This is a genomic window from Pseudophaeobacter sp. 1A16562, assembly GCF_041008785.1.
Lineage (GTDB): Bacteria > Pseudomonadota > Alphaproteobacteria > Rhodobacterales > Rhodobacteraceae > Phycobacter > Phycobacter gallaeciensis_A.
Genome location: NZ_JAXGFT010000012.1, coordinates 1 through 21,001, shown reverse-complemented (window position 1 = coordinate 21,001; position 21,001 = coordinate 1). Strand labels below are relative to the sequence as shown.

At 61.8% G+C, this 21,001-nt stretch carries 22 protein-coding genes and 1 tRNA gene; 12 read left to right on the top strand and 11 right to left on the bottom strand.

Features of this window, described 5'->3' with window-relative positions; genetic code table 11:
- Nucleotides 1–109: 109 nt before the first annotated feature.
- A complete protein-coding gene (locus tag SM764_RS16380; RefSeq protein WP_369002225.1) occupies nucleotides 110–1,660 on the bottom strand; it encodes a trimethylamine methyltransferase family protein in 1,551 nt (516 codons plus the stop codon).
- A 491-nt stretch (nucleotides 1,661–2,151) separates the two neighbouring features.
- Here SM764_RS16380 and SM764_RS16375 point away from each other — a divergent pair, with 491 nt between their 5' ends.
- The 5 genes from SM764_RS16375 to SM764_RS16355 all read left to right on the top strand — a co-directional run bounded on the left by SM764_RS16375 (nucleotide 2,152) and on the right by SM764_RS16355 (nucleotide 7,868).
- A complete protein-coding gene (locus tag SM764_RS16375) occupies nucleotides 2,152–2,700 on the top strand; it encodes a hypothetical protein (protein ID WP_369002224.1) in 549 nt (182 codons plus the stop codon).
- Between the two features lie 277 nt (nucleotides 2,701–2,977).
- Nucleotides 2,978–4,402 (top strand): cysteine--tRNA ligase, encoded by a 1,425-nt coding sequence (gene cysS / locus SM764_RS16370; RefSeq protein ID WP_369002223.1) that lies wholly within the window; start codon nucleotides 2,978–2,980, stop codon nucleotides 4,400–4,402.
- A 109-nt stretch (nucleotides 4,403–4,511) separates the two neighbouring features.
- Nucleotides 4,512–6,134, top strand: a complete 1,623-nt coding sequence (cimA, locus tag SM764_RS16365) for a citramalate synthase (RefSeq protein WP_274836992.1) — start codon at nucleotides 4,512–4,514, stop codon at nucleotides 6,132–6,134.
- A complete protein-coding gene (locus SM764_RS16360) occupies nucleotides 6,134–7,102 on the top strand; it encodes an alpha/beta fold hydrolase (RefSeq protein ID WP_369002222.1) in 969 nt (322 codons plus the stop codon). The genes cimA and SM764_RS16360 overlap by 1 nt, the downstream gene beginning before the upstream one ends.
- Nucleotides 7,092–7,868 (top strand): squalene/phytoene synthase family protein, encoded by a 777-nt coding sequence (locus SM764_RS16355; protein WP_369002221.1) that lies wholly within the window; start codon nucleotides 7,092–7,094, stop codon nucleotides 7,866–7,868. The genes SM764_RS16360 and SM764_RS16355 overlap by 11 nt, the downstream gene beginning before the upstream one ends.
- A 91-nt stretch (nucleotides 7,869–7,959) precedes the next feature.
- On the opposite strand, the gene SM764_RS16350 is transcribed toward SM764_RS16355, so the two are convergent.
- Nucleotides 7,960–9,180: an MFS transporter gene (locus SM764_RS16350; RefSeq protein WP_369002220.1), complete on the bottom strand. Its 1,221-nt coding sequence runs from the start codon at nucleotides 9,178–9,180 to the stop codon at nucleotides 7,960–7,962.
- Between the two features lie 104 nt (nucleotides 9,181–9,284).
- Between SM764_RS16350 and SM764_RS16345 the strand changes: the two genes are divergently transcribed.
- Both SM764_RS16345 and SM764_RS16340 read left to right on the top strand, forming a co-directional pair.
- A complete protein-coding gene (locus tag SM764_RS16345; RefSeq protein ID WP_369002219.1) occupies nucleotides 9,285–9,959 on the top strand; it encodes a DNA-3-methyladenine glycosylase family protein in 675 nt (224 codons plus the stop codon).
- Nucleotides 9,956–10,621, top strand: coding sequence for an alpha/beta hydrolase (locus tag SM764_RS16340; RefSeq protein WP_065270179.1), 666 nt, complete (start codon nucleotides 9,956–9,958; stop codon nucleotides 10,619–10,621). Before SM764_RS16345 ends, SM764_RS16340 begins: the two co-directional genes overlap by 4 nt.
- Nucleotides 10,622–10,648: 27 nt before the next feature.
- Here the strand turns inward: SM764_RS16340 and SM764_RS16335 are convergent, their stop codons facing one another.
- Complete coding sequence (locus tag SM764_RS16335; RefSeq protein WP_369002218.1) at nucleotides 10,649–11,338, bottom strand: rRNA large subunit pseudouridine synthase E; 690 nt, start codon at nucleotides 11,336–11,338, stop codon at nucleotides 10,649–10,651.
- Nucleotides 11,339–11,554: 216 nt separating this feature from the next.
- Between SM764_RS16335 and SM764_RS16330 the strand changes: the two genes are divergently transcribed.
- A complete protein-coding gene (locus SM764_RS16330) occupies nucleotides 11,555–12,139 on the top strand; it encodes an HNH endonuclease (RefSeq protein ID WP_065270180.1) in 585 nt (194 codons plus the stop codon).
- A gap of 8 nt (nucleotides 12,140–12,147) precedes the next feature.
- Here the strand turns inward: SM764_RS16330 and ocd are convergent, their stop codons facing one another.
- Both ocd and rocF read right to left on the bottom strand, forming a co-directional pair.
- Nucleotides 12,148–13,212, bottom strand: coding sequence for an ornithine cyclodeaminase (gene ocd, locus SM764_RS16325; protein WP_369002217.1), 1,065 nt, complete (start codon nucleotides 13,210–13,212; stop codon nucleotides 12,148–12,150).
- On the bottom strand, nucleotides 13,209–14,135 hold the full coding sequence (gene rocF / locus SM764_RS16320; protein WP_369002216.1) for an arginase: 927 nt from the start codon (nucleotides 14,133–14,135) through the stop codon (nucleotides 13,209–13,211). Before rocF ends, ocd begins: the two co-directional genes overlap by 4 nt.
- Before the next feature lie 116 nt (nucleotides 14,136–14,251).
- Between rocF and SM764_RS16315 the strand changes: the two genes are divergently transcribed.
- Complete coding sequence (locus SM764_RS16315; protein ID WP_065273447.1) at nucleotides 14,252–14,677, top strand: Lrp/AsnC family transcriptional regulator; 426 nt, start codon at nucleotides 14,252–14,254, stop codon at nucleotides 14,675–14,677.
- A 43-nt stretch (nucleotides 14,678–14,720) separates the two neighbouring features.
- Here the strand turns inward: SM764_RS16315 and SM764_RS16310 are convergent, their stop codons facing one another.
- Together SM764_RS16310 and SM764_RS16305 are read right to left on the bottom strand one after the other, a co-directional pair.
- Nucleotides 14,721–15,185, bottom strand: coding sequence for a disulfide bond formation protein B (locus SM764_RS16310; protein ID WP_368946635.1), 465 nt, complete (start codon nucleotides 15,183–15,185; stop codon nucleotides 14,721–14,723).
- A complete protein-coding gene (locus tag SM764_RS16305; protein WP_274832189.1) occupies nucleotides 15,182–15,760 on the bottom strand; it encodes a YqaA family protein in 579 nt (192 codons plus the stop codon). Before SM764_RS16305 ends, SM764_RS16310 begins: the two co-directional genes overlap by 4 nt.
- A gap of 159 nt (nucleotides 15,761–15,919) precedes the next feature.
- Between SM764_RS16305 and SM764_RS16300 the strand changes: the two genes are divergently transcribed.
- A tRNA-Leu gene (locus SM764_RS16300) sits at nucleotides 15,920–16,005 on the top strand.
- A gap of 186 nt (nucleotides 16,006–16,191) precedes the next feature.
- Here SM764_RS16300 and tkt read toward each other — a convergent pair.
- Complete coding sequence (gene tkt / locus SM764_RS16295) at nucleotides 16,192–18,213, bottom strand: transketolase (RefSeq protein ID WP_369002215.1); 2,022 nt, start codon at nucleotides 18,211–18,213, stop codon at nucleotides 16,192–16,194.
- A gap of 279 nt (nucleotides 18,214–18,492) precedes the next feature.
- Between tkt and SM764_RS16290 the strand changes: the two genes are divergently transcribed.
- Complete coding sequence (locus tag SM764_RS16290) at nucleotides 18,493–19,290, top strand: coiled-coil domain-containing protein (RefSeq protein ID WP_369002214.1); 798 nt, start codon at nucleotides 18,493–18,495, stop codon at nucleotides 19,288–19,290.
- A complete protein-coding gene (locus SM764_RS16285) occupies nucleotides 19,290–19,691 on the top strand; it encodes a cell division protein ZapA (protein ID WP_065270187.1) in 402 nt (133 codons plus the stop codon). Before SM764_RS16290 ends, SM764_RS16285 begins: the two co-directional genes overlap by 1 nt.
- Before the next feature lie 131 nt (nucleotides 19,692–19,822).
- On the opposite strand, the gene grxD is transcribed toward SM764_RS16285, so the two are convergent.
- From grxD to SM764_RS16270, 3 genes are all read right to left on the bottom strand, one after another.
- Nucleotides 19,823–20,185: a Grx4 family monothiol glutaredoxin gene (gene grxD, locus SM764_RS16280; protein ID WP_274828054.1), complete on the bottom strand. Its 363-nt coding sequence runs from the start codon at nucleotides 20,183–20,185 to the stop codon at nucleotides 19,823–19,825.
- Between the two features lie 110 nt (nucleotides 20,186–20,295).
- Entirely contained in the window at nucleotides 20,296–20,526 is a 231-nt protein-coding gene (locus SM764_RS16275) for a hypothetical protein (RefSeq protein ID WP_065270189.1), read from the bottom strand.
- 5 nt (nucleotides 20,527–20,531) lie between these two features.
- The gene (locus SM764_RS16270; RefSeq protein ID WP_065270190.1) at nucleotides 20,532–20,768 is read right to left on the bottom strand and encodes a BolA/IbaG family iron-sulfur metabolism protein; all 237 of its coding nucleotides are present in this window, start codon (nucleotides 20,766–20,768) and stop codon (nucleotides 20,532–20,534) included.
- Between the last annotated feature and the right edge of the window lie 233 nt (nucleotides 20,769–21,001).

Genomic DNA, 21,001 nt, shown 5'->3' with positions numbered 1-21,001 from the left:
CAGGGCGCTGCTTTCTCCGCAGCGGACGCTCCCCTATATGGACCATTCGACAGCCCAACACTAGGTGCGAGCATCGGAATGCCTGAGACCCTCAGGTGCTCGCGCTGTGTTAACTGGGCAAATGGATGAGGAACCGCTCCCTTATGACCCGGTCCAGATCCGGGGGAAGGCGCGCCGGGCTTCGGCGTGACAGGATCTCCTCCTTCCGCTGCCGTGCCTTGTGCAACAGATCCGGCTTCCCCTTTTCCTCCCACTCCTTGGGGGAGGTGCGATCCCCAAGGGTTGGATAGACATGGTCGGCCTGCATCCGTGACAGGGTTTGCGCCGTTCCAAGATAGTGACCACTGCCACCAAGGCAAACCTCGGCGATTTGATCCAGCGCCAGGGTTTCATCTGTCACCTCGATCCCCCGCACGCAGCGCAGGGCTTGGCCGATCAGATCATCGCCAAGGATCAAGGATTCGTGGCAGAACCCCAGTAGCGACGCGTGCATTCCGGCGGCCTCATAGACCATGTTGAGGCCGGAAAGGCCGGCCATGACGTTGGAGCACATCTGCTCCCATCCCGCCTGCATGTCCGGCAATTTTGCATCCGCGATCCCCGCCGCCGCGCCGCCGGGCAGGCCGTAAAAACGGTGCATCTGTGCACAGCCCGCCGTCAGCAACGCCTGTTCACCCGATCCGCCGGTCATAGCGCCGGTGCGCAAGTCCAGCCCAAATGGCCAGGTGCCAAAAATCGCAGGATGTCCCGGGCTTACGGCGTTGACGTAAACTAGCCCTGCCAGGCATTCAGCCACTGCCTGCACGATCGCGCCCGCGATGGTTGATGGCGCAGTGGCCCCAGCCATTCCCGCCGACAGCAGCAAGACAGGAACGCCGTGGCGAATGCATTCCTCCATCACCAGACAGCTTTCAGTGGCGAATTTCATCGGCGGCACCACAAAGCAGTTGGAATTGGAGACAAAGGGGCGTTCGCGCCATTTCTCCTCGCCACCTGCGATCATGTGCAGCATCTCCACGGCGGGCGTGACAAAGCTCGCGTCGGTGAATGAGGTGCCGATGTGTTTGAAGGTTCCCGAACAGCAGGCGTAGATGGTGTTGAGGTCAAGTTCGCGGCTGTCGGTAATGTCCCGGGCCACCATGGGGCGCTGTACGAAATGGATATTGTCAAGCGCGTCGCAGATCCGTGCGGCGTCATGCAGGTCCTGCAGGGTGGATTCGCGATAGGCGCGCCCATCGACGTCAACCATATGGACCGCTGCGCCCGCCGTTCCGTAGTGCACCCGGGTGCCGGAGAGGTTTAGGTCGGTCTGCCCGTCGCGGCTGAACAGGGTGACGGATCGGTTGGCGTGGGCCAGGGTATCTTCGACCAAGGCGCGGGGAAAACGCAGGCGCCCGTCGCTGCCCAGCGTGCAGCCCGCAGCGGTCAGGCTATCAATGCCACTTTGTGGGGCGTCGGCAAGGCCGATCCGCTCCAGCGCGTCCAGCGCTGCGTGGTGGATTTTCTCCACATCGGCCTGTGACAGGGGCGAATAGGCGCCGCCGGACATACCGGGGCGGATGGGACGGAGGGCGCGGTCCAGCGGCGCGGCGCGCGCGGCGCGGCGGGCCGCACGCCCACCGCTGCGTAAATTGGTGCGGATTGTCGGATCAGAAGTCATGGAAAATTCCGTGAATAGATAGGGTTACCTTCTTTTGTTAAGCGGATAACCCGATCTTGGCCGACCGCGCGCGGCAAGACCCCGCGCGGCGCCGATGGTACGCCAGACCAGACTGACCAAGCATTGCTCCTCCTGCATCCGTGCGCCCTCCCTTCACGCTCTCAGGATGGCAGCGCGACAAGGCAAAACTATCGTGTTTGCGACCGATGTGAAAAAAACGTCATCTATTTCACGAGCGCGCTCGGACGATGGAGGGTTGCGCGGGGACGCCGCGCAAGGGCTGGGGAATGTTCTGGAAATTTTACGGTGGGAAAGTAGCTTGTTTTCAAAACGTTATAACGAAGCGGTGATTTTGCGAGGGAATGACCTCAGCACACGCGATACGGGAACAAAGTGTTAAGAGATTTTTGACAAGCTGGATCACGGGGATGCCGCGCCATCACTGGCGTAAAATACCGTACCGATACGGGTGCGAAAACAGGACCGAAACAATGTCAGGGGTTTTCAAGCTTCATCATCTCAGCACCAGTGTCATCGGGGCGATGACCGGGCTTGCGCTGGCCATTCCCGCAGCGGCAGGGGATTGGTCCACCTCCTTTGTGGCACGCTCTTTGGGGCAGGCGGGATCCGGCGGTAATGGTGCATATGTCGCTCGGTCGGGGCTGCAGTCAAACGGGGCTGCCGCGCTGCAGGCGGGCTTCGATCATGATTATGGTGAGCTTGTCCTTGGTGGCACGGTCCGTCAGGGCGGCGGTCTGGATATTACTGGTCTTGGCAGGCAGTCGGACAGTCAGCAGCTGCATCTGCGGGCCGGATACGATTTTGGCGATGCCCTTGGCTATGTCACGCTGGGCGAGGTTCAGCACGGTGCGTCCTCTGGTCTGGCGCCGAGCCAGGTCTTTGGTCTCGGGTTGCGGGTCTCGGTGAACCGGGTGTTGCAGATGACCGGCGAATTTCTGCACCATGATGTCGACTCGGCAAATGCGCTTGCGGGCCAGGGCGGCGATATCCTGTCAGTGCGGGCCGCGTTCCGGTTTTGAAGGCGGCACCGGGTCTGCAAAGGGTTGGCGAGACCATGGGCAGAAAGAGCCAGCATAGCATTGCGAAATGCTTGGCGGCGGGGCCGGGGCGTGCTAACAGCCATCCCATGACCCGAACCGCCGCGCCTATCTCCATTAGCTGCTGCATTACCTGCTGAATTTCACAGCGGGCTGGTTTCTGTCGTTCCCTTCCAACTGACAACTTGCTAAGCCCGCGCTGCGCCCCCGTGCGCCTGGCCTTGAGCCCTGCACGCCCGTGCCTGTCAAAGGAGCTGTCATGACGACGACCGATACAGTGACCCAACCGGTGATCAAACTGCACAACACGAAGACCCGCAAGAAAGAAGTCTTCACTCCGATCGATCCGGAAAACGTGCGGATGTATGTCTGTGGCCCCACGGTCTATGATCGGGCGCATCTGGGCAACGCACGGCCTGTCGTGGTGTTCGACGTGCTCTATCGGCTGCTGCGGCACGTCTATGGTGCGGATCACGTGACCTATGCCCGCAATTTCACCGACGTGGACGACAAGATCAACGCGCGCGCTGCCGAAAGCGGCCGCGCGATTGGTGAGATCACCGCCGAGACGACCCAGTGGTTCCTGGATGACATGGGCGCCCTTGGCGCGCTGGAGCCGAACCACATGCCGCGGGCAACGGAATATATTCCCCAGATGGTCGCAATGATCGAGGATCTGATCACCAAGGGCCACGCCTATGCCGCCGAGGGGCATGTGCTTTTCGCCGTCGACAGCTGGCGTGAGGGCTATGGAAAGCTCTCGGGCCGTTCGGTCGACGACATGATCGCGGGCGCACGCGTCGAGGTCGCGCCCTATAAGAAGAACCCGATGGATTTCGTTCTGTGGAAACCGTCAACCGATGATCTGCCCGGTTGGGACAGCCCTTGGGGACGCGGACGCCCCGGCTGGCATATCGAATGCTCTGCCATGTCCTACGAGCTGCTGGGCGACACCTTTGACATCCACGGCGGCGGCAACGACCTGATGTTCCCGCACCATGAGAACGAGATCGCCCAAAGCTGCTGCGCCCATCCCGAAGGGGAGTTCGCCCACTACTGGCTGCACAACGAGATGCTGCAGGTTGAAGGCAAGAAGATGTCGAAATCGCTCGGCAATTTCTTCACCGTGCATGATCTGCTGGAGCAGGGTATTCCGGGTGAGGTGATCCGGTTTGTGTTCTTAGAAACTCACTATCGGAAGCCGATGGATTGGACTTCGGAAAAGGCTGAGCAAGCCGAGAGAACACTCCGTAAATGGAGGCGTATTTCAGGGGATGCCGAGCCCGGAAAGCCCAGTGAAATTGAATTGCTACCTCTATTTGATGATCTAAATACCCCGCTCGCAATTCAGCGCCTAAGAGCGATGGCAAGGGCTATTGAAAACGGGGTGGAGACGCCAGAGGGGCCGGTTTCCAAAGCAGATTTTGTCGCGACTGCCAATGTCCTTGGGCTTTTGCTGCCGGAAACAGGTCACTGGGCAGATGCTCCTTCGGCTGATTTGACGAAACATGAGACGCGCCTTTTTGAGGTCCGTCAGACTGCCATGGAGGCCAAGGACTTCTCTGAAGTGGATCGACTGAAGACGGCCTATATGGACGCAGGACTGGAAGTCCGGATGAGCAAGACAGGCGTCGAACTGGTACCGGGGCCGGGGTTTGATCCGGCCAAGCTGGACGAGATCTGATCCGACCCGCCCGGAGCACGCCTCCGGGCAGCGCCCGACCCGTCCCATGGGCGGGCGCTTTACGCCCACCCCGGGCCGGGCGCCGCCCGGCGAACACAACGAGGCAGGAATGAGCAAAGAACGTCTCTACCTTTACGACACCACGCTGCGCGATGGTCAGCAGACGCAAGGCGTGCAGTTCTCGACCGCGGAAAAGCAGCAGATCGCCGAAGCGCTGGATGATCTCGGTATCGACTACATCGAAGGTGGCTGGCCCGGCGCCAATCCGACCGACAGTGCCTTTTTCGAGGTGGCGCCGAAAACCCGCGCGCGGCTGGCGGCCTTTGGAATGACGAAACGGGCAGGGCGCTCGGCTGCCAATGACGATGTTCTGGCGGCAGTGATGAACGCGGGAACCGATACGGTCTGCCTAGTCGGAAAATCACACGATTACCACGTTACGGCCGCGCTCGGCATCACGCTGGAAGAGAACCTTGAGAATATCGGCGCCTCGGTGGCGCATATCGTGGCCGAGGGGCGCGAGGCGCTTTTTGACGCCGAACATTTCTTTGATGGCTACAAGGACAATGCGGAGTATGCGCTGGCCGCCTGCCGTGCGGCGCTGGATGCGGGCGCGCGCTGGGTGGTTCTGTGCGACACCAACGGCGGCACCATGCCCGCCGAGGTCCATCGCATCGTGACCGAGGTGATCGCTGCAGGCATCCCCGGGGACCGTCTGGGCATCCATACGCATAACGACACAGAAAACGCCGTGGCCTGTTCGCTGGCGGCCGTGGATGCGGGCGTGCGGCAGGTGCAGGGCACGCTGAATGGGCTGGGCGAACGCTGTGGCAATGCCAATCTGACGACGCTGATCCCCTCGCTGCTGCTGAAGGAACCCTACGCCAGCCAGTTCGAGACCGGCGTCAGCCTTGAGGCGCTGACCAGCCTCACGCAACAAAGCCGGATGCTGGATGATATCCTCAACCGGGTGCCGATGAAGCAGGCGCCCTATGTCGGGGCCTCGGCCTTTGCCCATAAGGCGGGTCTGCACGCCAGCGCGATCCTGAAGGATCCGTCGACCTATGAGCATATCCAGCCTGAACTGGTGGGCAACGCGCGCATCATTCCCATGTCCAATCAGGCCGGTCAGTCGAACCTGCGCAAGCGGCTGACCGACGCCGGGCTGAACGTGGAAAAGGGCGATCCGGCACTGGCACGGATCCTTGACCGGATCAAGGCGCGTGAGGATGAAGGATACTCCTACGACACGGCGCAGGCCTCGTTTGAGCTGCTGGCGCGCGAGGAGCTGGGGCAACTGCCGACATTCTTCGAGGTGAAGCGCTACAAGGTCACGGTTGAGCGGCGCAAGAACAAGTACAACAAGATGGTGAGCCTCTCCGAGGCGGTCGTTGTTGTGAAGGTGGACGGCGAAAAACGCCTGTCGGTCAGCGAATCCATGGATGAAACCGGCAGCGACCGCGGCCCGGTCAACGCGCTGGCGAAGGCGCTGGCCAAGGATCTGGGGCGTTACTCCGAGGTGATCGACGATATGCGTCTGGTGGACTTCAAGGTGCGCATCACTCAGGGCGGCACCGAAGCGGTGACGCGTGTGGTTATCGACAGCGCCGACAATCAGGGCCGCCGCTGGTCCACGGTCGGCGTCAGCCCGAATATCATCGACGCCTCTTTCGAGGCGCTGCTGGATGCGATCCGCTGGAAGCTGATACGCGACTGCGCGCCGGAAGCATGATGGAAGCGCTGATCCGGGCGGCGGCTATCGGTCTGGCCATCACGGCGGTGCTGCCCTTTGCTTTGATCCTGTCGCAGAGGCCTGCAGATATGCTGCCTGCGGCGCAGGAAAAGAGGCTGGATTTCTCTGCGGTCTCTGCGGGGCCGGACATGCCAGAGCCGGAGACCGTTCCGATGCGGGATGGCTATCCGCTGCAGGTGCGCAGCTTCGACAACGGCGCCGGGCCGCTGGTGGTCATGGTGCATGGTTCCGGCTGGAATGGGCTGCAATATGCCACGCTTGCACCGCACATCGCAGGACATGTTCTGGTGCCGGATCTGCGCGGGCACGGAGCCGCCCCAGGGCGGCGTGGTGATGTGGAGTATATTGGCCAGCTGGAGGATGACCTTGCGGACCTGATCGCAGCCCGCGTGCAACCGCGGCAGAAAGTTGTTCTGCTCGGGCATTCCTCGGGCGGCGGGCTGGTGGTGCGCTTTGCCGGGGGGCAACATGGGGTCATGCTGGACCGCGCCGTTCTTCTGGCGCCGTTCCTGAAGTATAACGCCCCGACAACTCGCAAGAATTCGGGCGGATGGGCGCAGCCGCTGACGCGCCGGATCATCGGGCTTTCGATGCTGAATGCCTTGGGGATCACGTGGTTCAATCACCTGACCGTAATCCAGTTCGCGATGCCGAAACAGGTTCTGGACGGACCGCTGGGGCATCTGGCGACGACGGAATATTCCTATCGGCTCAACACCTCATACGCACCGCGAAGCGACTATCTGGCGGACATTAGGGCTCTTCCGGAATTCTTTGTAATGGCAGGGGAAAAAGACGAAGCCTTTGTCGCGGAGGGCTATGAGCCACTGATGGCGCCAGTGACGCACCGGGGGAGCTATCGCATCATTCCGGGTGTCGGCCATCTTGGCATCGTCGATGCACCGGAAACTGCAATGGCCGTGAAGGAGTTCCTAAATGGAATTTGACGACGATCTGAAAGGCTGCGCCGAGTTGGTCCGGCAGGGCGATCCGGACCGCTTCATGGCGACCATGGCGGCGCCCGTTGCCGCGCGTCCGCTTCTGTTCGCGCTTTATGCCTTCAATCTTGAACTCTCCCGCGCGCCCTGGGCCAGCCAGGAAAGCATGATCGCAGAGATGCGGGTGCAATGGTGGCGCGATGTCGGCGCCGAAATCGCAGAGGCGAAGCAGGTGCGCCGTCACTATGTGGCGACCCCGCTGGGGCGGCTGCTGCGGCCCGAACTGGCGAAAGAGATCGACGCCATGGCCGAGGCGCGGCGCTGGGACATCTACCGCGATCCGTTCGAGGACGAGGCGGCGTTTGATACCTATATCGATGCCACCTCGGGCAGCCTGTTGTGGATGGCGGCGGCCTCATTGGGGGATGCGGAGGAAGAAACCGTGCGCGCCTTTGGGCGCGGGATGGGCATTGCCAACTGGCTGCGCGCGATCCCCGAGCTGGAGAAACAAAAGCGCGTGCCGCTACTGGATGGCACACCAAAGGGTGTGCAGCAGCTGGCGGAAAAGGGATACCAATACCTTGAGCAAGCGCGGCGGTCCCGTGGTAGCGTGTCGGGTGCAGCGGCCCCGGGGATGCTGGCGGGCTGGCAAGCGCGCAGCATTCTGAAACAAGCAATGCGCGAGCCGGAGCGGGTGGCAGCAGGTACGCTTGGCACCAGCGAGTTCCGCCGCCGCAGCGGGTTGATGATGCGGGCCGCACTGGGGCGCTGGTAGACGGGTGCGTTTGAGCCCGTGGGTCTCTGCAAGCGAACACAAAAAAGCCGCCCCACGGGGCGGCTTTTTGAATTTTGGCTGAATGAAACTGTCAGACCCGCTTGGGCCGCAGGGCGAGCCAGACCAGCGCGCCACCGGCCAGCACCAAGAAGGGCGCCATCGCCATGTTGACCGCGCTCCAGCCATCCACCGGCGAGCCGCCCGAACAGTTCATCAGACCGCCCGAGGCGAGCGAGGCCATGGTGACACCGCCAAAGACCAGAAGGTCGTTCAGACCCTGCATCCGGCCACGTTCGTGCGGCTCATGCGCGCCCGCCAGCATGGTGGTCGCGCCGATAAAGCCGAAGTTCCAGCCAACACCAAGCAGGACAAGCGCGATGAAGAAGTTTCCGAGGTCGACGCCTTGTAGCGCCACGGCGCCCGCGCCGGCCAGAATGACCAGACCCGCGGCAACGATCTTCTCCACGCCGAAACGCGCGATCAGGTGACCGGTAAAGAAGGAGGGCACATACATCGCCAGCACGTGAGAGGTCACCACATCGGCAGCGTTGCCTTCGGTATAGCCGCAGCCGACCACGGCCAGCGGGGTCGAGGTCATCACCAGGTTCATCAGCGCGTAGGAAACCATGGCGCAGATCACCGCCACCGCGATCACCGGGGTTTTCAGCAGCTCGACACGGCTGCGGCCCTTGGGGGCGTCATGGCTGGGGACCGGCGGTTTCGGGATGTTCAGGAACAGAAACAGCGCCGCGCCCAGCACGTTGACCGCGATCACCGCCATATAGGTTCCGAAGAAGGGGATGACAAAGGCCTGGCTGGTCGCCTTGACCAGCTGTGGGCCGATGATGGCCGACAAAAGCCCGCCCGCCATCACGTAGGAAATCGCCTTGGGACGGAACTCTTCGGACGCGGTATCGGCGGCAGCAAAGCGGTAGAAACCATGCGCGCTCATGTAGACACCAGTCAGAAGGCTGCCGAGCAGGAACACAGGGAATGAGCCGAGATAGAGACCATAGGCGCCAACGATGCCGCCGAGCGCTCCGAACAGCGCTCCGGTAAAGAAGCCCGCGCGGCGGCCCCAGCGCTGCATGATCGCCGAAATCGGCGTTGCTGCCATCATCGACCCGGCGACGATCAGTGAGATCGGCAAGGTGGCGAAACAGGGGTTGGAGGCCAGCGACTGCCCCGCGAGGCCGCCAATGGTAAAGATCATCGGCATCTGAGCGCCGAGGAAGGCCTGCGCCATCACGAGAATGGCAACATTCTTCTTGGCGACTCTGTCGTCGGTGGGGGTGGTCATGGTCTGTGTCATGTGGGATGCGTAACCCTGAATGTGAGCGGGAACAAGACGCCAGGCGCGCCTCATCGGGCTCCGTCGGCAGTTTTGTGAAAATTAACAGATGAAGGAAACGTGACGTGGCGTCACACACAGATACAGAAAGCCGTGTCATCACGGAACACGGTGTTGGCCGGATTATTCACAGCGATGCATGCGTTACCGAGGGCGCGGAATGGCTGGCGGCGCGGCACCCACGCTTTGCCGATGCGTTGGCCCAGATCGAAACTTTGCCACTGCGGCGCCATCCTGATGGTTTTGCGGAGTTGTTGAATGCCATCGTGGGCCAGCAGCTCAGCATTGCTTCGGCGGCCTCGATCTGGACCCGGATGTCCAATGCGGGGCTGACCGAACCGGATGCGATCATCGCGGCCAGCGACGAGGAAATGCGCGCAGCCGGGCTTAGCCGTCAAAAGGTCCGCTATGCGCGGGCTTTGGCGGAGGCCTCTATCGATTTCAATGCCTTGCGGAGTAAACCGGATGCGGAAGTCGTGGCGATCCTGACCGAAGTTTCCGGCATCGGGGTCTGGACTGCGGAAATCTATGCAATGTTTGCGCTAGGGCGGGCGGATGTCTTCGCGCCCGGCGATCTGGCCTTGCAGGAGGGCGCGCGGCTGTTGTTCGATCTGCCGGAACGTCCCAAGGAACGCGCCTTGCGCAAAATGGCCGAAGACTGGTCGCCCTGGCGCGCGGTTGCGGCACGGGTTCTCTGGGCCTATTACCATGTGAAGAAGGACAGGGAAGGGATCCGATGACTCGTGTATTGACTGCTGGCCGCAAAGAGCCGCTTTCCGGCTCAACCCGCTCGGTTGTGGTGTTTCTGCATGGCTATGGCGCCAATGGAGCCGACCTGTTGGGGCTGGCTGATCCGCTGGCCGAGCACCTGCCGGACACGCTGTTCGTGGCGCCTGATGCGCCCGAAAACTGCGCCGGGGCGCCGATGGGCTATCAGTGGTTCCCGATCCCCTGGATCGATGGATCCTCCGAGGAAGAAAGCATGCGCGGCATGCAGGCCGCCGTCGAGGATCTGAATGCCTTCCTCGACGCGCTGATGGTGGATGAGGACGTACTGCCCGAGCAGGTGGTGCTGTTCGGCTTCTCGCAAGGCACCATGATGAGCCTGCACGTGGCACCGCGCCGCGAGGATCCGGTGGCCGGGATCGTTGCCTTTTCCGGTCGTCTGCTGAGCCCAGACACCTTTAAGGACGAGGTGGTTAGCCGGATGCCGGTGCTGCTCGTGCATGGCGATGCGGATGACGTGGTGCCGGTGCAATCCCTGCCCGAGGCCGCCGAGGCTCTGCAGGAAGCCGGATTTCAGGACGTTTTTGCCCATATTCAGAAGGGCACCGGCCATGGCATTGCGCCCGACGGGCTGAGCGTCGCGCTCGCCTTCATGCGGGACAAGCTGAGCCTCTGACCGGCGGAGGGGCCGAACAGGAAGATTTTAGGACGGGCGGCGGGGCTTTCGGGGCTTGCCGCCCGTTTTCTTTTGCTCGGTGTCTTTGGCTTTTTCCTTGGCCCGGCGGGCCTGCGCGCGGCGGTTGGGTAGCTGTGCGGGTTTTGGTCGTCCCGGGACCTTTGGCGGTTCCAGATCTTCCCATTTGGCCTGCGCCAGCCCATCCAGGGTCCAGGCGCCAATAGCAAAACGGATCAGCCGCAAGGTGGGGTGGCCGACCGCAGCGGTCATCCGGCGGACCTGCCGGTTGCGCCCCTCGGTAATGGTCAGCTCGATCCATGCATCGGGCACCGATTTGCGGACCCGGATCGGGGGAGTGCGTGCCCAGAGGCCCGCAGGTTCATCAATCCGCCGCGCCTTGGCGGGGTTGGTCAACCCGTCTTTCAACTCCACCCCCTGCCGCAGGGCCTGCAGCGCGGCCTCATCCGGTGTGCCTTCGACCTGCACCCAATAGGTCTTTGCCATCTTGTTGCGCGGATCGCTGATCCAAGCCTGAAGACGGCCATTATCCGTCAGCAGCATCAACCCCTCGCTGTCACGATCCAGACGGCCCGCAGGGTAAACGCCGGGGCAATCGATGAAATCGCTCAGCGTCTTGCGGGGGCCGCCCTCGGTGCTGCGGTCGGTGAACTGGGGCAGAACGTCAAAGGGTTTGTTAAAGCGGATAAGCCGGGTCATGGCGCCGCAATAGGCCTCGCATGTGAAAGGCGCAAGTTTCTTGAGCAGGCCCGTTACCTGTCTGTCACGGAATCGGCCTATGCCTGACTTCGAGATGTTGTAGCGCGCAAGGGGCTTGCCAGCTTTCTACCGCGATATATAGTTAATCTCAGACTGGGGCGGGTTCCCCGCTCTGGTGTCAGGTAACGGGCAGGCAGGGCGAGGAAGACGTTTAGAATGGACGGCGATTTCAGAACAGACTTTGTACGGGACCCCGGGGCGCTGAAACAGCACCCGGCCTTGGTACTGAATGCGGACTATAGGCCGCTTTCCTATTATCCGCTGTCGCTGTGGCCGTGGCAGGATGCGGTCAAGGCAGCCTGGCTGGACCGGGTGGCGATCGTGGCAGAGTATGACACCGTGGTGCACAGCCCGAGTACGCAGATCCGAATACCGTCGGTTGTCGTCCTCAAAGATTATGTCAAACCTCAAAAGCGCGTGGCCTTCACGCGCTTTAATTTATTTCTGCGGGATGAATTCTGCTGTCAGTACTGCGGCGCGCGGGGGGATCTGACCTTCGATCACGTGGTGCCCCGCGCTGCTGGCGGCGTGACCAGCTGGGAAAACGTCGTCGCGGCCTGTTCAAGGTGCAACCTGCGCAAGGGGTCAAAATCGCTGCACCGGGCCGGGATGCACCTGCGCAAGGCGCCCAAACGCCCCGGCGCCGAGGAGCTACGTAACATCGGGCGCAAGTTTCCACCCAACCATCTGCACGACAGTTGGATGGACTTTCTTTACTGGGATTCCGAACTGGAGGCCTGACCCGCCGTTTATGCGGGGTGCGCGGTTCCGGCCCGTTGCAGCATGCCGAACAGATCGCGCGGATCGTCCGGGTCTGCCAGCATGTCGAGTTCGATGAAGAATTCGCTGTCCTTGATCTGGTCGCGGATATACCGCAGGGCACTGAAATCCTCGATGGCGAAACCGACGCTGTCGAACAGGGTAATCTGCCGGTCGTCCCGGCGTCCTTGCTTCTGGCCGGTGATCACCTGCCACATTTCGGTGACTTCGAAATCCTCGGGCATTTGCTGGATCTCGCCTTCGATGCGGGTTTGCGGTGGGAATTCCACAAAGACATCCGACCGGGACAGGATACCAGCCGCCAGTTCCGTCTTGCCGGGGCAGTCACCGCCGATGGCGTTGATGTGTACGCCGGGGCCGACCATATTGTCGCTGAGGATGGTGGCGTATTGTTTGTCCGCGGTGCAGGTGGTGAGGATCTGCGCGCCTTCGATGGCCTCTTCGGGGGTTTTGCATTTCACCACTTCAAGACCGCAGCCCGCCAGATTACGGGCGCATTTTTCGGTGGCATTGGGATCCTGATCATAAAGGCGCACGGATTTCAGCCCGCAGATCGCCTTCATCGCCAGAGTCTGGAACTCTGACTGGGCGCCATTTCCGATCATCGCCATGGTGTCTGCGCCCTTCGGCGCCAGATGTTTGGCCACCATGGCCGAGGTCGCCGCCGTGCGCAGTGCTGTCAGCATCGTCATTTCCGTCAGCAGCACCGGATAGCCGGTATAAACATCCGCCAAGAGGCCAAAGGCGGTCACGGTCTGCAGCCCTTCCGAGGTGTTCTTTGGGTGACCATTGACGTATTTGAATCCGTATGCCTCCCCATCCGAGGTGGGCATCAGCTCGATCACACCCACGTCCGAATGGCTTGCCACGCGCGGGGTCTTGTCGAACAGCTCCCAGCGGCGGAAGTCCTCTTCGACATAGGCAGCAAGGTCGCGCAGCATGGTTTCCACGCCGGTGTGATGGATCAGGCGCATCATGTTGTCGACGCTGACAAAAGGCACCATGGCCTTGGCGGAAGGGTTGAGGTTGGTCATTGGTAGCTCCGTGTGGGGCGGTCAAAGACGCGACGGCCCAGGGCCGAGGCGCAGAGATCGACCATCAGATGCGCGGTGCGGCCGCGTTCATCGAGGAAGGGGTTGAGTTCGACAAGGTCGAGCGAGGTCATCAACCCGGAATCATGCAGCATTTCGCAGATGAGATGCGCTTCGCGCACCGTGGCGCCGCCGGGCACCGTGGTGCCCACCGCCGGGGCGACAGAGGGGTCGAGGAAATCCACATCCAGCGACACGTGCAGCATGCCGTTCTGGGCTGCCACATGGTCCAGAAACGCGGCCAAGGGGCCAGTGATACCGTTTTCGTCAATGTCGCGCATATCGTGGCGACGGATCCGGCTGCCCTCCAAAGCCTGCCGCTCCGGCGTATCAACAGACCGCAGGCCGAACATGCAGACGTTCTCCTCAGGCACCGGATCCGTCACGGCGGGAAACCCGTCAAAGCCTTCGCGACCGGTGAAATAGCCAACCGGCGTGCCGTGCAGATTGCCACTGTCGGTGGTTTGCGGCGTGTGGAAGTCGGTATGTGCATCCAGCCACAGCACGAATTGGGGCCGGTTCTGCCGGGCGGCGTAATTGGCCACACCGATGACCGAGCCAAGGGACAGCGCGTGATCACCGCCAAGGAAAATTGGCAAGCCTTGCTCCATTGCGGATGCAGCAGCATCGCGGAGCGCGCTGGTCCAACCGATGGTCTGGTTCAGCGAGAACAGCCGCGAGTTCGCCTCCTCCGGCGGGTGCGCTGCGGGTGTCACCGTGCCAAGGTCCGTCACCTGATGGCCCAGATCGGTCAAAGCCTTGGACAATCCGGCAGTGCGGTAGGCATCGGGTCCCATCAGGCAGCCGGCGCGACGTTTTCCACTGTCGACCGGCGCGCCGATCAGAATGCAGTTCTGTGTGCTCACGGGGGAAGGATCTCCATCACGATTGTGTCGAGCCTTCAGGGAAGCTCCAATTCGGGGTGGATTAAAGTCAATATTTTGGCCATAATGCGCAGCAATTTCACGTAATGGAGGTGGATTTGGACAAAACGGATGAAAGGCTGATCGCGGCACTGCGCCACAATGCACGGGCGTCCCTGTCCGATCTGGCGCTGGAGCTGAACCTGTCACGCACCACGGTGCGGGCGCGCATCGAACGGCTCCAGGCGCGGGGTGACATCCTGGGATTTACGGTGGTCCTGAAGGAGGACGTTCTCCGGGATCCTGTGCGCGGCTTGATGATGATCGGGATCGAGGGACGCGGTGCCAGCCGGATCACGCGGCAATTACATGGTCTGCCAGAGGTGCGTGCAATCCACACCACAAACGGCCGCTGGGACCTGATCGTGGAACTCGGCACGGAAACGCTGGAGACGCTCGATTCTGCGCTTGCGAAGATCCGTAACTTTGATGGGGTGTCGACCAGCGAAACCAATCTGTTGCTGGCCACCAAGAAAGAGACCTGAGCGGGGCAGGGCGGGGGCACCGCCCGTTGCCGTTTCGTCGTGTTCAGCGACGCTGCCGCGCGGCCGCAATCCAGATCAGCATCAGTCCGGCAGAAATCACCGCGTTCCAGCCCGCCATCGACAGGCCAAACATCTCCCACGGGATTTCATCGCAGCGTACCATCGGCGCGGCCATGATCTGCTCCATCAACTGATCAGGTGTCAGCCCGGTAATCGATCCCGAGGTGCAGGCGCTCGGTCCTTCCCACCAGCCCTGTTCGACACCGGCGTGATAGGCCCCGATGGTTGAGGTCGCCAGCGCTGCCAACGCGCCGAGGTAGGGAAACACCGCGACCGGTATCAGGATCGCCAGCGCCCCGATGCCAACGGCGGCGGCGTGGGGATAGCGTTGCCAGTAGCACATTTTACACGGCGGCATCTCGCCGATGTACTGAAAGCCAAAGGCCCCCAGCAAAAGGGCAGCGGATCCGCCTGCTGCAATCAGGATCAGGAAGGTTCTGAACGTCATAGGTATCTCACCACAAGAAAGCCGCCGAAAAGAAGCACGACAAAGGCCGTGAAAACAAGACCGAGCCGCCGCTCGATAAAGGCGCGTACCGGCGCGCCGAACAGGCGCAGCAGCGCCGCAACCGCGAAAAACCGCAGCGATCGCGCGAGGATAGAGGTTGCAACGAAGGTCACCAGCGGCATGCCGGTCCAGCCGGACATGATGGTAATCACCTTGAACGGGAATGGTGTGATGCCCGCGCCCAGAACCGCCCAGAAGCCAAAGTCGTTGAACCGGGTGTTAAAGGCCTCCATGGCATCCGCCTTACCCATCATCTCAAGGATGGGCTGACCGATGCCTTCGTAGAAGAAGGCACCGATGGCATAGCCCAGAAGCCCGCCCAGAACCGAAGAGATCAGCGCCACCAGAGCAATCAACCAGGCCCGCGAGGGGCGCGCCAGAATCATCGGGATCATCAGCACATCTGGCGGGATCGGAAAGACCGAGCTTTCGGCAAAAGAAACGATGGCCAGCCACCACAGCGCCCGCGGATGATCCGCCAGCGCCATCGTGCGATCATATAGCCTGCGTAACATTGACCATCCGCCCTTAACCCCAGTGGCGCCGAGGTTGCACGCAGGCGCGGCAAGGTCAACATGCGGGTGGGGACCGAGAGGCGTTTGCACAGAATTATGCCATGTGGCAGCGTTTGGCTCTGGACCTCATCTGCCGCCTTGGGTAACAACAGCCCCGAGGCCCAAGTGGCGGAATGGTAGACGCAGGGGATTCAAAATCCCCCGCCTTAACGGGCGTGCCGGTTCGAGTCCGGCCTTGGGTACCAGCCTCAACCCCATCCAAATTTATGAATTCGCAAGTGTTGCCACATCGGGGTTATCCGGTGCTTTCGATATTGTGACCTGGCCTCAACAGCTTGACGTCTGTTCTTGCTTCACACTTCACGGGTCGGAAATGAAAAGAGGCGCCCAGTTGGGGCGCCTCTGGTCTCATTGATCGGATGGTCCGCAGATCAACCAAGCAGCTCTTTTGCCTTTGCAACGGTGGCCTCTGCGGTGATGCCGAATTTCTCGAACAGCTCATCTGCCGGCGCGGAGGCGCCGAACCGGTCCATGCCCACGAATGCGGCTTTCTTCTCCTGGCCACGCTCTCCCAGCAGCCAGCGGTCCCAGCCACCGGCGCGCACGGCGGCCTCGATACCAACACGCACGGGGCCTGCGGGCAGGACCTTGCGGCGGTAGGCTTCGTCTTGCTGAGCGAAGAGCTCCATGCAGGGCATGGAGACGACGCGGGTGCCGATACCTTCGGCTTCCAGCTTGGCCTTGGCTTCCATCGCCAGCGCAACCTCAGAACCGGTGGCGATCAGGATCACCTGACGCTTGCCTTCAGCCTCGGCCAGGACATAGGCGCCCTTTTCGGTGAGGTTGCTCAGCTTGTGCTCGGTGCGCACGGTGGGCAGGTTCTGACGAGTCAGCACCATGACCGAGGGCGTTTCCTTGGCGGTAACCGCGATTTCCCATGCTTCTGCAGCCTCTACCGTATCGGCGGGGCGGAACACATAGGTGTTCGGGGTTGCGCGGCAGATCGCCAGGTGTTCGACCGGCTGGTGGGTCGGGCCATCTTCGCCAACACCTATGGAATCATGGGTCATGACAAAGACGGTCGGGGTCTTCATCAGCGCCGCCAGACGCATCGACGGACGCGCGTAATCGGTGAAGCAGAAGAAGGTGCCGCCATAGGGGCGCATGCCGCCGTGCAGCGTCATGCCGTTCATCGCAGCGGCCATGCCGTGCTCACGGATACCCCAATAGACGTAGCGGCCCTTGCGGTTGTCGGTGTCAAAGACGCCGAGATCGCCGGTCTTGGTGTTGTTGGAGCCGGTGAGGTCGGCCGAGCCGCCCACGGTTTCCGGCATCAAGGGGTTGATCACCGCCAGCGCCATTTCGCTGGATTTGCGGGTGGCGACCTTAGGCTGCTCTTCGCTAATCTGCTTTTTCAGGGCCTTGATTGCAGCAGAGAGCTTTTTCGGCGCTTCCAGCGCGTAGGCGCGGTTGAACCGCTCCTGTTTCTGCTTGGACAGCTCGGCAAAGCGCGCCTCCCAGGCCGCGCGGTCAGCGGCGCCACGGGTGCCGATGGCTTCCCACTGGGCTTTGACCTCGGCGGGGACCTCAAAGGCGCCGAGCGGAGCGCCATAGGCTTCTTTGGCGGCTTTCAGCTGCTCGGCATCGGTCAGTGCGCCGTGACCCTTGGAGGTGTCCTGCGCGGCGTGGCCAAGGGCGATATGCGTCTTGCAGGCGATCATCGAGGGTTTCTGCGCCTTCTTCGCGGCGGTGATGGCCGCGTCGATGGCTTCGGGATCGTGACCATCGATTTCCTGCACGTGCCAGCCGGAGGCCTTGAAGCGCTGGATCTGGTTGGTGCGGTCGGACAGCTCAACGGTGCCGTCGATGGTGATGTTGTTGTTGTCCCACAGCACGATCAGCTTGCCCAGTTTCTGACGACCGGCAATGCCGATGGCCTCCTGGCTGATGCCCTCCATCAGGCAGCCGTCGCCTGCGATTACATAGGTGTTGTGATCGACGACCTTCTTGCCGTAATGGGCGCGCTGCATTTCTTCGGCCATGGCAAAGCCGACGGCGTTGGCGATGCCCTGACCCAGCGGACCAGTGGTGGTTTCCACCGCATCGATCAGGAAGTTTTCCGGATGGCCCGCGGTCAGCGCGCCCATCTGACGGAAGTTCTTGATCTGATCCAGCGTCACCTGCTCGTCGCCCATGAGATAGAGAAGCGAATAGATCAGCATGGAGCCGTGGCCTGCCGACAGGATGAACCGGTCACGGTCGGCCCATTTTGGGGCCTTTACGTCGAATTTTAGGTGCTTTTCAAACAGGACGGTGGCCACATCGGCCATGCCGATCGGCATGCCGGAGTGGCCGGAGTTTGCGGCAGCGACGGCATCAAGGGTCAGGGCGCGAATGGCCGCGGCCTTGTTCCAATGCTCGGGATTTGCGGTGCGCAGGGCTGTCAGATCCACTGAACTGTTCCTTTAGGTTGGCAGGCTGATGAGCCGCTGAATACCAGTGATGGGGCAAAGATCAAGCGTTGGCAGGCGTTTCTGTGTTTCGAACGCGAAGGACCGCTTGCAAGTGCTTGAAAGCAAAGAGGCGGTGTTTTACTCCTGCAAGGGTGAAGCTGCGCGTATGATCGGCAGGCATGTGCGATTCGCACAGCGGTGCAAAGCAGAGGTGCAAACCGGCACGGCAGGAGGCAGCGCGAAGATCGCGCCAGCGAGATGGACGGGTGAGGGACAGGCATGAAGCAGATTGAAGACTTGCAGGGCCGGATCCTGGCCGCAATGGACCGGATCGGGACGGGTGTCGGCGCACTTGAACAAGCGCGCAGCTCGGCCGAGGCCAAGGCCGTTGCGGCGGCCGATACCAGCGCGCTGGAACAGGCGCTGGACGAAGAACGGGTCGCCAATGCCCAGTTGACCGAACGGGTCAAGGTCCTGCGCGGGCGGTTGAAAGAGCTGGAAGAGCAGGCACCGGCGGCGTCTACGGCAGATGCCTCGGGTGATATCGCTGCAATGCAGGCCGAGCTCGAGCTATTGCGGAATGAGGCTGCAAATGCCCCGCAGGCCGAAGCCTTGAAACAGGAAGTGGCGCGGCTGAAGGCGCAGATGGAAGGCGCAGCCAATTCGGCGGCCACCGAGAAAGAAAGCCTCGAGGACCGGATTGAACAGCTCGAGGCCGCCAATGCGGAACTCACGGCTCAGCTGGCTGAAGCCGGATCCGTTCAGGAAACGTCCGCTTCCGAAACTGCAGATGGTGAAAGCGGCGGCACTGACGAGGAGGTGCTGCAGCGACTGGACACGGAATTGCAGCAATTGCGCCTGGCCAACGAACAGCTCCGCACATCCAACGCTGCCCTGCGCGAAGCCAATGCCGAAGGGCTGGGCGATGCAGGGCTGATCAATGCGGCGATGGCCGCCGAGATCGACGGTCTGCGCGCGGCGCAGGCGAGTGACAAGGCGCAGGTGAACGCGGTTCTGGCCCGGCTTGAACCGCTGCTGGCGGCAGCGCCCAACCTGCCCGAAGGAGAGGAAATTTGATGCCCGAAGTGACCATTCATATTGGCGGCCGCGGTTTCGAGGTCTCCTGCCAGGAAGGCGAGGAGAGTTATCTGCATTCTGCCGCCAAGATGCTGGATGATGAGGCGCAGGTGCTGTCGGACCAGATTGGCCGTATGCCCGAAGCGCGCATGCTGCTGATGGCGGGGCTGATGCTGGCGGACAAGACCGCAGCGGTCGAGGACCGCATCAAGGAAGTCGAGGCGGTCCTGGCTGAGCGCGAGGCGGAACTGGCCGCGCTGAAGGCACAGCCCGCGCCGGAGCCGGAGCGGATTGAAGTACCTGTCGTGCCCCCTCAGGTGGCTGAAACCCTGGCCGAACTGGCCGCCCGCGCCGAAGCCATGGCGCAGGAGATCGAAGAAAAAGCCTCTGCCGCGCAATAGGCGGCGGGGCGCTGTGCTGTCGGGGGCGATCGGTTTTCGATGTCGCTCGCCGAATGTGCGAATCCGAAACGCAAAAAGGCCTGTCACGCGTGCTGCGGACAGGCCTTTTTCATGTTGTCTGGTCGTGCGGCTTAACCGTTGGCTTCGCGGATCTTATCCGCCGCGGCCTTGTCAAAGCTGACGCCGTTCTGTTCGAACATGCCGTCGAGCTCACCGGAGAGGGTCATTTCGGTGATGATGTCGCAGCCGCCGACGAATTCGCCTTTGACATAAAGTTGTGGAATGGTCGGCCAGTCCGAGTAATCCTTGATCCCGGCGCGGATCTCTTCGTCGGCCAGCACGTTGACGTCGGTATAGTCAACGCCGATGTAGTTCAGAACACCGGCCACGCGGGAAGAGAAGCCGCACTGCGGCATGTCCTTGGTGCCTTTCATGTAAAGCACCACGTCGTTGGATTTGACGGTTTCGTCGATGCGGGTTTTTGCGTCGCTCATGTTGCGTTTCCTTCTGGCGGATGTGCCGTTGTTCTGCTGCCCGAGATATAAGGAATAATGTGGAGAATTCCAATCCGGGCCGGGGAACGGATGTGTGAGGCTCTGCGCGCTCAGCTCTTGTCTTTGGGAACAAAGAGGCGGGCATATTCCTGCGGGTCCTTGGGGACCTTCCAGGTCCTGACAGATCCACCGCCCATGCCGGACTGATAGTCCGAGCGCAGCGTGTGATAGTCCGGGTCGCTGTCGTCCTCTTCCGTTGGTGCGCGTCGTTGACCGATGACGGCAACAACTGCCGTCATCACAATAACGCCGACCACCAGAAAGGACATGAACAGCGACATGTGTGCTACTCGGGCGCTTTGGTGGTCAGGGCGAGGGCGTGCAACTCACCATTGGCGCCGTCCATTTTGCCTTTGAGGGCCGCGTAAACGGCGCGCTGCTGCTGCACACGGTTCTTGCCGCGAAAGCTTTCATCGACGACCATCGCGGACATATGCACGCCGTCGGTGCCACCGACCTGGATTTGGGCATCGGGAAAGGATGCGCGCAGAAGCTCTTCGATTTCATGGGCCTGCATGGGCATTGCGTGGGATCCTCGTGGTTCTGTTCGCTAAAAATGTAGGCCTGACGGAGAGGCAGTTCAAGCAGGGAGATGCTCCCGCCGCGCAAGACCTGATTGAAAATCAGACCGTGCGAGTTGGGCCCGGCCGCCCGCGGTGGGCGCGGGCCGGGCCCACGCCCGGAAGGGGGGGGTGCGCAAGTGCAGGGGGCCAGCGGGCGCGGGGGGGGGCCCGGTTGGGGTTGTTATCAGGCGCC